This is a genomic window from Salinivibrio sp. PR5, from assembly GCF_001996085.1.
Lineage (GTDB): Bacteria > Pseudomonadota > Gammaproteobacteria > Enterobacterales > Vibrionaceae > Salinivibrio > Salinivibrio proteolyticus.
In genome coordinates this window covers 74175-87394 of the sequence record NZ_MUFK01000004.1, presented here as the reverse complement: position 1 = coordinate 87394, position 13220 = coordinate 74175, and the positions used below count along the sequence as shown (strand labels likewise).

Annotated in this window: 11 protein-coding genes and 1 pseudogene; 8 read left to right on the top strand and 4 right to left on the bottom strand. The window is 52.1% G+C overall.

What is annotated here, in order from left to right; all coding sequences use genetic code 11:
* Positions 1-112 precede the first annotated feature (112 nt).
* Complete coding sequence (gene prlC / locus BZG82_RS02995) at positions 113-2152, top strand: oligopeptidase A (protein WP_077765133.1); 2040 nt, start codon at positions 113-115, stop codon at positions 2150-2152.
* Between the two features lie 75 nt (positions 2153-2227).
* Here prlC and gppA read toward each other — a convergent pair whose 3' ends face one another.
* Both gppA and rhlB read right to left on the bottom strand, forming a co-directional pair.
* On the bottom strand, positions 2228-3745 hold the full coding sequence (gene gppA, locus BZG82_RS02990) for a guanosine-5'-triphosphate,3'-diphosphate diphosphatase (protein WP_077677976.1): 1518 nt from the start codon (positions 3743-3745) through the stop codon (positions 2228-2230).
* Between the two features lie 30 nt (positions 3746-3775).
* Positions 3776-5068, bottom strand: a complete 1293-nt coding sequence (gene rhlB / locus BZG82_RS02985) for an ATP-dependent RNA helicase RhlB (RefSeq protein ID WP_077456815.1) — start codon at positions 5066-5068, stop codon at positions 3776-3778.
* A 112-nt stretch (positions 5069-5180) separates the two neighbouring features.
* On the opposite strand from rhlB, the gene trxA reads away from it, so the two are divergent.
* From trxA to fre, 5 genes and pseudogenes are all read left to right on the top strand, one after another.
* Positions 5181-5507, top strand: a complete 327-nt coding sequence (gene trxA / locus BZG82_RS02980) for a thioredoxin TrxA (protein WP_069590219.1) — start codon at positions 5181-5183, stop codon at positions 5505-5507.
* A gap of 183 nt (positions 5508-5690) precedes the next feature.
* Complete coding sequence (gene rho, locus BZG82_RS02975) at positions 5691-6956, top strand: transcription termination factor Rho (protein WP_069590220.1); 1266 nt, start codon at positions 5691-5693, stop codon at positions 6954-6956.
* Positions 6957-7195: 239 nt separating this feature from the next.
* Entirely contained in the window at positions 7196-8107 is a 912-nt protein-coding gene (locus tag BZG82_RS02970) for a hypothetical protein (protein ID WP_158075974.1), read from the top strand.
* Between the two features lie 74 nt (positions 8108-8181).
* A pseudogene (ubiD, locus tag BZG82_RS02965) lies at positions 8182-9633 on the top strand (4-hydroxy-3-polyprenylbenzoate decarboxylase); the annotation flags it as partial.
* Between the two features lie 130 nt (positions 9634-9763).
* The gene (gene fre / locus BZG82_RS02960) at positions 9764-10480 is read left to right on the top strand and encodes an NAD(P)H-flavin reductase (protein ID WP_077765131.1); all 717 of its coding nucleotides are present in this window, start codon (positions 9764-9766) and stop codon (positions 10478-10480) included.
* A gap of 87 nt (positions 10481-10567) precedes the next feature.
* Here fre and BZG82_RS02955 read toward each other — a convergent pair whose 3' ends face one another.
* Both BZG82_RS02955 and BZG82_RS02950 read right to left on the bottom strand, forming a co-directional pair.
* Positions 10568-11467: a carboxylate/amino acid/amine transporter gene (locus BZG82_RS02955; protein ID WP_077765130.1), complete on the bottom strand. Its 900-nt coding sequence runs from the start codon at positions 11465-11467 to the stop codon at positions 10568-10570.
* 141 nt (positions 11468-11608) lie between these two features.
* Positions 11609-12034, bottom strand: a complete 426-nt coding sequence (locus BZG82_RS02950) for a universal stress protein (RefSeq protein WP_077479558.1) — start codon at positions 12032-12034, stop codon at positions 11609-11611.
* 221 nt (positions 12035-12255) lie between these two features.
* Between BZG82_RS02950 and ftnA the strand changes: the two genes are divergently transcribed.
* Positions 12256-12786 (top strand): non-heme ferritin, encoded by a 531-nt coding sequence (gene ftnA, locus BZG82_RS02945; protein WP_069590230.1) that lies wholly within the window; start codon positions 12256-12258, stop codon positions 12784-12786.
* A gap of 50 nt (positions 12787-12836) precedes the next feature.
* Entirely contained in the window at positions 12837-13184 is a 348-nt protein-coding gene (locus BZG82_RS02940) for a universal stress protein UspB (protein ID WP_077479557.1), read from the top strand.
* The last annotated feature ends 36 nt before the right edge of the window (positions 13185-13220 follow it).

The window sequence follows — 13220 nt, the reverse complement described above, 5'->3', positions numbered from 1 at the left end:
TAAGTTGGAGTGCAGGGATTGAAAAGCGTTCTCACAGACGGCATATACATGAGGTCACTTATCGTTTAGACGCGCGAAGCACGGGCGTCTCGTCAGCAAAAAGGAAGGCATTATGTCCAACCCGCTACTTCAATTTGAGGATTTACCTCCATTTTCAGCGATCAATCCAGAGCATGTTAAGCCGGCAGTGGACGCCGCGATTGCCGATTGTCGCCAAGCGGTCGAGCAGGCAGCTGAGCAAGCGTCGCCAAGTTGGGAGACGGTTTGTGCGCCGCTCGCCGAAGTCGAAGATCGCCTCAGCCGTTTATGGTCGCCAGTAAGCCATATGAACGCCGTGGTCAACAGCAAACCACTACGTGAAGCCTACGAAAGCTGTCTGCCGCTGTTGTCGGAATATTCGACGTGGCGCGGTCAGCACAAAGGTTTGTATCACGCCTATAAAGCCATCAAAGACAGCGCGGATTTTTCATCACTCGATACGGCCCAGCAAAAAGCCATCACCGATGCGCTGCGTGATTTCGAGCTGTCTGGCATTGCGCTGCCTGCCGATCAACAACACCGTTTTGGTGAAATTCAAAAACGCTTGTCGGAGCTTTCCTCTTCATTTAGCAACAATGTGCTGGATGCCACCATGGGGTGGAGCAAGCTGGTGAGTGATAAAAGTGAGTTAGCGGGCTTGCCCGAATCAGCGCTGAACGCAGCGAAAGCGCAAGCTGAGAGTAAATCTCAGCAAGGTTACTTACTGACCCTTGATATTCCTTCGTACTTACCAGTCATGATGTACTGCGATAACCAAGCCTTACGTCAAGAAATGTATGAAGCCTTCTCTACGCGCGCCTCTGATCGTGGACCGCAAGCTGGCCAGTGGGACAACACCGAGCTGATGAATGAGTCGCTACGTTTAAAATATGAACTGGCGCGCTTGTTGGGCTTTAACAACTACAGCGAGCTGTCGCTGGCGACCAAAATGGCAGAGAGCCCCGAGCAGGTGATGGGCTTTTTGAATGAGCTGGTCAGCAAAGCCCGCCCACAAGGCGAGCGGGAGTTCGCGGAAGTCAAAGCTTACGCCAAGCATGAGTTTGGGGTAGAGACGCTGGAGCCTTGGGATATTCCTTACTACAGCGAAAAGCTCAAGCAGGCGCGCTATGCGATTTCTGATGAGGCGCTACGGCCTTACTTCCCAGAATCGCGCGTATTAAGTGGCCTGTTTGAAGTCATGAAACGTGTGTTTGGCATGACGGTAACCGAACGCCAAGGTGTCGATACGTGGCATAAAGATGTGCGTTTTTATGACATTCACGACAGTGAGGGCACGCTGCGCGGGAGCTTCTATTTAGACTTGTACGCACGTGAGAATAAGCGTGGCGGTGCATGGATGGATGAGTGTCGCGTTCGTCGCCGTAAAACAAATGGCGAGTTACAAACGCCGGTGGCGTACTTGACCTGTAACTTCAACCCACCGGTCGGTGATGATCCTGCGCTGTTTACCCATGACGAAGTTGAAACCCTGTTCCACGAATTCGGTCACGGCATTCACCACATGCTGACACAAGTCGAAGTGGCGGATGTCTCGGGGATCAACGGTGTGCCTTGGGATGCGGTAGAGCTACCGAGCCAGTTTTTGGAGAACTGGTGCTGGGAGCAAGAGGCGCTGAGCTTTATCTCGGGCCACTATCAAACCGGAGAAGCCTTGCCGGACGATATGCTAGAGAAGATGCTGGCGGCGAAAAACTTCAATTCAGCGATGGCGATGTTGCGCCAGCTCGAATTCAGCTTGTTCGACTTTAGCTTGTTCAGTCAATTTGACCCCGAGGTGGGTCCACGGATCATGGAAACGCTTAACGCCGTACGTGAGCAGGTTTCTGTGGTGCCCACGCCGGAGTGGAATCGCTTCCCGCATGCGTTTGGGCACATCTTTGCGGGTGGCTACAGCGCAGGTTATTACAGCTACAAGTGGGCTGAAGTGCTGTCGAGCGATGCCTATTCTCGCTTTGAAGAAGAGGGGATCTTTAATCGCGAAACCGGTGAAGACTTCCTCAACCATATCCTCAGTCGTGGGGGAAGCGAAGCGCCGATGGCGTTGTTTGTTCGCTTCCGTGGCCGTGAGCCAAGCCCTGATGCGTTGCTGCGCCACAGTGGTATTTCCGCGTAGTCACGCAACGATTGACCAAGTAAGAGCCCGCGCTAGGCGGGCTTTTTTGCGTTCAACGGGATGGGTGAGTGCGATTTAGACACCGCCATCAGCGTGGGTGATCACGACCAGAGGTTGACCAAGGCTGGATTGACGCAAGGCTTCCTGCTCCAGCTCGGCACTCAGCAATGGGCTGGTATCCAGCAACGTGGTGTCTAAGGTTAAGGTGAGCGCATCACCGTTTGCACAAAGGCGACTGAGTGGCCGTACGCGGCTGTCTCGGCGGTGGCACAAAATCACCGCCAAACGCAGCAAACGCAGGAGGCGATTGGCACTTTGCGCTGACAAAGCATGTTGGCCATCAATGCGAACCAGTTGCTCACGATAGTAGCGAAGCAAGGTGGCAATCAGCTGCTTTTGAGCGCGCGTAAAGCCGGGTAAGTCGAGATGGGTGATCAAATAGGCCGCATGGTCGCCGTCTTGTTTAAAGCCAATGCTTAAGCCAATTTCGTGCACACAGGCTGCGGCATGAAGCAAGCTACTGGCGTGGGGCTCTGGCACCCAGTCAGGCGGACATTGGTGAAGCAAATCCAACGCCGTTTGTGCCACCGTCATGCCATGCGCTTCATCGAGCTGATAGCGAGATTGAATACTGGCGATGGTGCGCGCACGTATATCGCTATGGCGCATTGCGGTCATCATTTCATACACCAGACCTTCACGGAGTGCGCCGCCAGCCAGTGTCATGCTGGTGACATCCAAGCATTCAAAAATGGCGATCAGTATCGATAACCCGCTTGGGAAAACCAAGGCGCGTTCAAGCGTGAGGCCGTCAATGTCGAGGGCATCCATTTGTCCGCACGCAATGGCTTGGTCGCGTAGACGATGGAGTTTTTCCAGCGTGATGACTTCGTCCATGCCTTGCGTCACCATAATTTCTTGCAAGGCTTGCACTGTTCCGCTGGCGCCTACGCAACAATCCCATCCGAGGGCGCGATAGGCAGCCATATGAGGCGCTAATTCCGCTTTGGCTCCGGCAATCGCGGCATCAAACGCCGCTTGATTGAGGACACGGTCGGCAAAGTAGTCTTCAAGGAAGGTCACACAGCCCATGTTAAGGCTTTGCAATAGCGCAGGCTCAAATTGTTGGCCAATGATCAGCTCGGTGCTGGCCCCACCAATATCCACCACCAAGCGTTTTCCTGGGCCGCCCGAGGTATGGGCTACCCCTTGGTAGATGGTGCGCGCTTCTTCTTCACCAGAGATGATCTCGATGTTGTGGCCTAATAGCTGGTTCGCTTTGGCGAGAAACACATCAGCGTTCGAGGCTCGGCGTAATGCGGCTGTCGCCACCACCCGAATGTGATCGGCTTCAAAGTCTTGCAAGCGTTCAGCGAAAAGCGCGAGGCATTCCCAGCCGCGCTGCATGGCTTCATCACTGAGCTGACGTTGTGCGTTCATTCCCGCCGCTAAGCGGACTTTGCGCTTAATTTTGGCCAGTGTTTGCACACTGCCAGCCACTTGACGCACAACCAGCATGTGAAAGCTGTTAGAGCCTAAATCAATCGCCGCATAAAGCGACGATGTGTGAGCGGTGGTTCCATCACGACGCATGGCGCGACCTTACCTCATAACTGCCGAATGTTATGCCGACTTTTGTGGGCGTCGACGTTGACGGTTGCGGTTGTTGCCGCTGTTGTTTTTGCCTGTATTACGACGACTGTTCACCTGACGTTTGGCTATCTTTTTCGGGGCCGGTAAATCCGTGAGCAGTGCGCTGCGATCAAATTCGCTGACCGGAATACTGTGTTCAATGTATTCCTCAATGGCGGGCAAATTGATGGCGTATTCTTCACAGGCAAAGCTGATAGAGCTGCCACTGGCACCAGCACGACCGGTACGACCAATGCGGTGGACATAGTCTTCGGCATCGTCGGGCAAGTCGTAGTTAAACACGTGGGTGACTTGCGGAATATGCAAGCCGCGCGCGGCGACATCGGTGGCCACCAACAAATCAATCTCACCTTTGGTGAATTGTTCGAGGATTTTCACCCGCTTTTTCTGCGGAACGTCACCAGTCAGTAGACCAACGCGATGATCGTCTGCCGCAAGGTGGGCCCAAATCGACTCGCAGCGATGCTTGGTGTTAGCAAAAATGATCGCACGCTCCGGCCAGTCTTCTTCGATCAAGGTTTGCAACAACGGCATTTTTTCGTTGTTAGAAGGCTGGAAAAGCTCTTCTTTAATGCGATGGCCGGTTTTTTGTTCTGGCTCGATCACCACATGCTCTGGGTTGGTCATGTGCTCGAAGGCCAGTTCTTGAACGCGATAAGACAAGGTGGCAGAAAACAACATGTTCAAGCGCTTGTTAGCCGCAGGCATACGGTTAAACAAGAAGCGAATATCTTTGATAAAGCCTAAATCGAACATGCGATCCGCTTCATCTAACACCACTGCCTGAATGCCATGCAAATCAATCACTTTCTTCTTGTAGAAGTCGATGATACGGCCGCATGTGCCGATTAAAATATCAACGCCTTGTTCAAGTGTCTGTTGCTGTTTGTCATAACCTTCGCCACCATAGGCAAGCCCTGCGGTAATCGAGGTATTCGCGAGTAATGGTTCCGCATCGTTATAGATCTGAATGGCCAATTCGCGCGTAGGAGCTAATATGATTGCCCGTGGTTGGTTAGTTTTCCGTGACGCTGGTGCGTCAGTGGTTAACAAGTGATGAAACGTCGCAGCCAGAAACGCCAGGGTTTTGCCTGTCCCCGTTTGCGCCTGTCCTGCAATGTCTTGGCCGGTGAGCAGGACCGGCAATGCCTTTGCTTGGATAGGCGTACATTGGGTGAACCCTTTGGCCTCCAAGCTCTTGAGAACATCGGCGTGCAAGCCGAGCTCGGCAAATTTCTGCTCTGTGATATGCGTCATTTTCATCCGGATAGAATATCAGCTTAGGCTTGCAATACGGAAGCGAATCCAGTCAAATAGTGCCATTATTTACTGGTCGCAATTTAGCCAGTAACAAAAACATGTATTGGAGTAGAAGATGAGCGACAAAATTTTGCAGCTAACCGACGACAGCTTTGACGCAGACGTTTTAAATGCTGCAGGACCTGTACTGGTTGATTTTTGGGCAGAATGGTGTGGGCCATGTAAAATGATCGCGCCGATTCTGGACGAAATCGCTGACGAGTACGAAGGTAAAGTCACCATCGGAAAACTGAACATTGACCAGAACGCAGGTACACCGCCTAAGTTCGGCATCCGTGGTATCCCGACATTGCTGCTATTTAAAGATGGCGGCGTGGCAGCAACTAAGGTTGGTGCATTGTCAAAAACTCAGTTGAAAGAGTTCCTTGACGCTAACCTATAATGTTAAGACGGCCGACACTGCCTCCCAGTGGCGGTCGTTTTTCTGTCAACTAGACGATACCCCATTTTGGTGCTACCTTATTGCACGGAAATTGTACTTCTGTTCATCTCTCGAACATGCCACTGGTCTCGACACGCTAACTAATTTCAGACCTCAACTTTGACAAACAAGACACTCACCACTATGAATCTTACCGAACTGAAGACTCAACCCGTCTCGACGCTGGTTGCGCTTGGCGAAAGCATGGGACTCGAAAACCTAGCTCGCTTGCGTAAACAGGACATCATTTTCTCGATCCTCAAACAGCACGCAAAAAGCGGTGAAGACATTTTCGGCAATGGCGTGCTGGAAATTCTTCAAGACGGGTTTGGCTTCCTGCGTAGCGCAGATAGCTCGTATTTGGCCGGCCCAGATGACATCTATGTGTCGCCAAGCCAAATTCGTCGCTTTAACCTGCGCACAGGCGATACCATCGCGGGTAAAATTCGTCCCCCTAAAGACGGCGAGCGCTACTTCGCGCTATTGAAAGTTAACCAAGTTAACAGCGACAAACCAGACAACGCCCGCAGTAAAATCCTCTTCGAAAACTTAACCCCTTTGCACGCCAGCGAACGTATGGTGATGGAGCGCGGAAACGGCTCGACAGAAGACATCACTGCCCGTGTGCTCGACTTAGCCTCGCCAATCGGTAAAGGTCAACGTGGTTTGATTGTTGCGCCGCCAAAAGCGGGTAAAACCATGCTGCTGCAAAACATCGCGCAAAGTATCGCTTACAACCACCCAGAATGTGAGTTGATGGTGCTGTTGATCGATGAGCGTCCGGAAGAAGTGACCGAGATGCAGCGCTTGGTGAAAGGGGAAGTGGTGGCATCGACCTTTGATGAGCCAGCAAGCCGTCACGTACAAGTGGCCGAAATGGTAATTGAAAAAGCCAAGCGTTTGGTCGAACACAAAAAAGACGTGGTGATCCTGCTGGACTCGATTACTCGTCTGGCGCGTGCTTACAACACAGTTGTACCGTCTTCCGGTAAAGTATTGACTGGTGGTGTCGACGCCAACGCCTTGCACCGTCCTAAGCGCTTCTTTGGTGCGGCCCGTAACGTGGAAGAAGGCGGTAGCTTGACCATTATCGCGACTGCGCTGGTGGATACAGGCTCGAAGATGGACGAAGTCATCTACGAAGAATTTAAAGGTACAGGTAACATGGAACTGCACCTGTCACGTAAGATTGCCGAGAAGCGTGTCTTCCCAGCCATTGACTTCACGCGCTCTGGTACCCGTCGCGAAGAATTGCTGACTAAAGCGGATGAACTACAGAAGATGTGGATCCTGCGTAAGATTGTCCACCCAATGGGGGAAATCGAAGGCATGGAATTCTTGATTGATAAGCTGGCCATGTCGAAGACCAATGATGAGTTCTTTGACGCCATGCGACGTCAAAACTCCTGATCCGGATCGTAATTGTGAAAAGCACTGTCTGCGGGCAGTGCTTTTTTATTGCCTATTGAACGCTGACTTCGCACAATGGTCTCACCCGACATGGATGTAGCCGGATTGCTACAAGTGGTACAGGATTGCAACGGATGGCAAGATGTTTTCGCGTGTTAGTGCTGATAGCATGCCTAGTCGTAGGCACAATGCCCAGCCGCGCAGCGGTCACGGAGGCGTCAACGCCGAGCGGACAAATCGTGACACAGGCGTTTATTGATGGCTTATTAGAGACGCCTTCTACCCAGCAAGCCATGGCGATCGCGTTTCAGCGACAAATGGCTGATGATATTGACGGATTGCGTGCTCACCTACAAAGCCTGTCGCCGTTGATCCAAGAGGCGACCTTGTACCGCCTCCTTTCCACACCCACACGTTTGGATAACTCCGATTGGCGCACTTTCTTGCGCGATCTTAGTCACCAGCAACCGCATTTTTTATTACGTCATCAGCAAGACGGCTATTGGGTTACCACTCCCGCTTTCCACTATGCGGCAGCGGCACGTCAGCAATTAAACCGGTATCAGCACGAGCAACTGACCCAGGAGCTCGGCATGTTATTAAGCTATCGCCAGTTGGTGATTGCTGATTGGGTGAAACCTGACGACCCTGATTATGCGCGGCGCCGTGATGCCTTGGTGGCGATGATTGGTGACTATGAGGCCAATGGTTTGGCCTATTTGGCCGATCAATACCTGCATGACCCACGGTTGCTCTGGCTGCCTGACAACGCAATCTTGGCGGTGCTCGCCGAGAAAACGCAGCATCCGGAACTGTACGCGCGATTATGGCGTCGAGGCACGGATGCGTATAGCTTAGAGGCCTTACATGCCCTGAAAGGGCAGGTGAGTGATAGCTTTTCGGTAAGCCAAATGATGGCCGCGGCAAGAAACCCCTCTTTGCGTGCCACCGCGATTCGCCAGCTTGCCAGCTTGTCACCGTTGCCAGCGCCGGTTGCTGATTTTCTTGTGGCACAGCTGTCATTGCGCCAAGGTGATCAGGTAGCGCAACTGCTGGTCGAGGCGGGTAAAGGGGAATGGCTAACCGGCTTACAAGCCGAGTTGGGCCCGCTAGGCCGTCAGCACATTGCATCTGCGCTGTCGTCGCGCTAATGTCACCGCTTCACCGATCCGGATACCGGTTTGCTTGGTATCATTAAGGCGTTTATTAACCCGTTGAGCCTGATATGAAATTTTCCGATCTGCGCGATTTTATCGACTATCTTGAAGCCCAAGGCGAGCTCAAACGCATCGCCCAACCGGTGGATCCTGATCAGGAGATCACCGAGATTTGCGACCGTACCCTGCGAGCGGGCGGTCCGGCGTTATTGTTCGAAAACCCCATTGGCTATGAGATGCCCGTGCTTGCCAACCTCTTTGGAACCCCAAAACGCGTTGCGATGGGCATGGGGCGTGAGGATGTGCTTGAGCTGCGAGAGGTGGGTAAACTGCTTGCCTACTTGAAAGAACCTGAGCCGCCCAAAGGCTTTCGAGATGCGCTCGATAAACTGCCGGTGTTTCGTCAAGTGCTCAACATGCCAGCGAAAACCGTACGGCGTCCGCGTTGCCAAGAGGTGGTGCTGAGCGGCGATGAGGTCGATCTGGATAAGATTCCGGTGATGCGTTGCTGGCCCGGTGATGTGGCACCCTTGTTGACTTGGGGACTGACCATTACCCGCGGACCCAACAAAAAACGGCAAAATCTGGGTATTTACCGCCAGCAAAAGATTGGCAAAAACAAAGTGATCATGCGTTGGCTAGCCCATCGCGGTGGTGCGTTAGATTTGCACGACTGGATGCAAACCCATCCTAACGAGCCATTTCCGGTGACCGTGGCTTATGGCGCTGACCCTGCCACCATTCTCGGGGCGGTGACACCGGTGCCGGATACCTTATCCGAGTATGCGTTTGCTGGCTTATTGCGCGGCAGTAAAACCGAAGTGGCCAAGTGTATCAGCAACGATTTGGATGTACCGGCCAGTGCGGAAATCGTGATGGAAGGTTATATCGACCCCAATGAATACGCGGATGAAGGGCCGTATGGCGATCATACCGGTTATTACAATGAGGTTGAGCGTCACCATGTGTTCACTGTGACGCATCTGACCATGCGCAAAAAACCGATTTACCATAGCACCTACACGGGGCGTCCACCGGATGAACCTGCCGTTTTAGGCGTGGCACTTAACGAAGTGTTTGTGCCGATTTTGCAAAAGCAGTTCCCAGAGATTGTCGATTTCTACCTACCGCCTGAAGGATGCTCGTATCGCATGGCGGTGGTGACCATGAAAAAACAATACCCCGGTCATGCCAAGCGGGTGATGATGGGCGTGTGGTCGTTCTTGCGTCAGTTTATGTACACCAAGTTTGTGATAGTGTGTGACGATGACGTCAACGCACGTGATTGGAATGACGTCATTTGGGCGATCACCACGCGTATGGATCCCGCGCGCGATACCGTGATGGTGGAAAACACCCCTATCGACTCGCTCGACTTTGCCTCGCCTGTGGTGGGGCTGGGTTCGAAAATGGGCCTCGATGCCACCAACAAATGGCAAGGGGAAACCGATCGCGAGTGGGGCACGCCCATTGCCAAAGACCCAGACGTGGTTGCGCGCATCGACGCGATTTGGGATGAATTAGGGATCTTAGACTAATCCTATTGGAATGCGCTAGCATTCACCGTAACGATAAAAACACAGCCCAAGGCGGTAGTGATGCCGCCTCTTATAACCTCATCGGCTGTAGCAAAACGAACAGAGGAACAGAATGTCGATACTATGTGAAGTGACAGCCGTTGAGCCGTTGGCGTGTCACACCTACCGCATTGTCCTGAAACCGCAGCAAGCGGTGCGCTACCAGCCAGGGCAATACGTGATGGCGGTGATGGGCGAAAAAGATAAACGCCCGTTTTCGCTGGCAAGCAGCCCTTGTCGTCAAAATGGCGGTGAACTCGAGCTGCACGTTGGTGCGGCGGACGAGAATCCGTTTGCGTTAGAAGTGGTTGAGAAAGCCAAAGCCGTACTAGAAAGCGGTGAAGCGGACTTTGAAATTACTGAGCCTGCCGGTGATGCTTGGCTGCGTGAGAGCGATCGTCCCTTGCTACTGATTGCTGGCGGGACCGGTTTTTCTTACGTGCGCAGCATGGTCGATCACTGTATTAGCCATAAGATACAGTCGCCGATCTTTATTTATTGGGGCGCCCGTACCCCTTGTCAGCTTTATGCCCATGACGAGATGCAAGCATTGGCGGAACAGCATCCGCACATTACCTTTATGCCTGTCGTGGAGCAAGCTGAAGGCGAGTGGCGCGGCAAAGTAGGCAATGTGTTAGAAGCGGTGATGGAAGATTTTGTCAGCCTTGGCGCTTATGACATTTATATTGCGGGTCGTTTTGATATGGCAGGTGTCGCACGCGACATGTTCTGCAAAGAACGCGGTGTGAGTCGTGATCATCTCTACTCAGACGCGTTTGCCTTTATCTGATCGAGCCTTCTTTATCGGCTAAGTAAACAGGCAGGGATTTCCCTGCCTGTTTTGTACTTGGGAGACTGAGGTCTTGGGACGGCCCACCTACTGCTGGGCGGCACCCCGCTGGGCGGCACCCCGCTGGGCCTCGACGCGGCGCTTTACCCAAGTTTGGTTAAACCACAGCGCGGCTAAAATCAGTATCCCACCGCTGAGTAGCGGCAGAAGATCCGCATCGCGGTTCCAAATCAGCACGTTCACTACAATCCCGGCTGGGATCAGCGCATTGTTCATCACCGCGAGTGCCCCCGAGTTGACCAGCGTAGCGCCCTTATTCCAAAAGAAATAGCCCAGCCCTGACGCGATAGTGCCTAGATAAATTAATACACCCCACTGGGTTGGCGTAGCAGGCAGTTTGTCGCTATTGCCCAACAGTGCAAAAGCCAGCACGCCCACCACTAAGGCGCCAAGATAAAACCAACCAAACACCGCATGTTGGGGAAGGGGCGTTTGCTCCTTCTCAATCAGGTATTTGTAACCGACTTGGCCAATCGCAAAGCAAAGGTTCGCACCTTGTACCACCAAAAAGCCGACCAGAAAGTCTGGATTGACGGTGGCGTAGCGGATCACCACGGCGCCGAGCACCGCTATCGCGGCGGTGACCAGATACCACGCGCTAAACTGACGCTTCAAGGCATCGTAAATCAAGGTGACGTAAAGCGGGGTAAAGACGGTAAACAGCAGCACTTCTGGCACGGACAAGAATAGGAAAGACTGATAGAAGAAGCAGTACATGATGCCTAGCTGACATGCCCCGACCAGCATCAGTTGAGCGGCAAAGGCCGGTCTTACTTGGCGAGGACGCAAGAAGGGTAAAAATACCAGCCCGGCGAGTACAATCCGCATCAGGACCGCGAAATAACTGTCCACTTGGCCGGCGAGATACACCCCAATCAAACTAAATGAAAAGGCCCACAGCAGTGTGACCCCGCTAAGATACCCCATGACTCGGTTCCTTCGATATTGTAAATAAAAAGGCAGTGTACCGTTTCATCACGGGGACGCAATTGGTTCGCTGAACACAGTGCAATAAGGTCAAAAAGAAGGCGGAGTGACCGCCTTCATCGCCCTGTGTGACGTCAGAGATTAGTCGCGGATCGGCACCATCAACAGATCGACCGGTGTTTTGTTGAGCAGCTGCTTGGTAGATGAGAGCAGTGAGCTCCAAAAGTCTTGGTGATGGCCAACGACAACCAAATCAATTCCCATGTTTTGAATTGATTCTGTGATCTCTTCAGCAAGGTCGCCGCTGCTAACTAGGGTATGCGTCACAGGCACCTGTGCGTTGCCCGCCAGTTGATTCAGTTTGTGCTGAGCTTCTTCAATGACGCGGTTACGCGATTCGACCAAGTTAATATCGATAAGTCCGGTATAAAGCTCGGCGTAATTCACATCGATGTGGACCAGCGATAATTTCGCGCCGACAGCTTGGGCAAGAGAATCGGCTTTGGCAACCAAACGTTCGCTGTCTTCCGACAAATCAACAGCAACTAAAATATGCTTATATGACATAGAGTTATCCTTTTTATGTGAGGTTGTCATCGCAGTCTAGCGAGCTTGCGTATTAAAAACAGTCACTGCGATCGCATTCCGATTAAGAATTCGACAATGATGTTTGTCATAAATTCGGCAGATGACTCGGCACCACACACGTTTGTCGGCGATATCCGCTTGAAAAGGGACGTGCTGCTGGTCAGAATGACAGCTAACCCCAAATAAAGAGGACGTTTTATATGTTAGCACCCGCCATGGTTGACAGACTCAATGAGCAGATCAATTTGGAGTTTTTCTCATCAAATCTATACTTACAAATGAGTGCTTGGTGTGAAGACAAAGGATTTGAAGGCGCTGCGCGATTCCTCCATAAGCACGCGCAGGAAGAAATGCAGCATATGCAGCGTCTTTTCACCTACGTGAGCGAGACTGGTGCGATGCCTATTTTGGGCTCAATTGACGCACCGCGCCACGAGTTCGCATCATTGGGCGAAGTGTTCCGTGAAACCTATCAACACGAGCGTTTAATCACGGAAAAGATCAATAGCCTAGCGCACGTTGCGTTTACAACTCAGGATTATTCAACCTTTAATTTCCTGCAGTGGTACGTGGCTGAGCAGCACGAGGAAGAAAAGCTGTTTAAAGGCATACTCGATAAGATCGAGTTGGTGGGCGAAGATGGCAAAGCCTTGTTCTTTATTGATAAAGACTTGTCTGCCATGGCTCAAGAGGACTCATCGTCAGTGATGGACGGCACCGCAGGGCTGTAAGTTTATCTTTCTCCCTCGGCCGCCTCACTGGGTTGCGGAGGGAGATGTATATGAACGGTGATATCCTAATTGTGGCAGTGTTTACCGTCACATTGGTTAATTTTGCGCGCTACTTGTCTTCACTACGCGCACTGGTTGTGATGTTACGCGACGCCAATCCATTGCTTTATCAGCAAATTTGTCGTGGAGATAACAACTTTTTCTCACTCTCACCCCAAGGCGATATTTCTCGTCAAAAGCGCCTGTACCAGTACATTCGTAGCCAAGAGTACTTGCACCATCATGACGAGCTGTTTGTGGGTAAGTGCAACAAAGTCCGTCACCTGTTTATGCTTAATGTGGCATTGTTCGGTGCTTTGCTCGCGACCTTTTTTCTTGTCGCTTTTGCGGGCTGGTAAGCGAACGCTCTCATATCCAAAAAAATGCTGACTCAG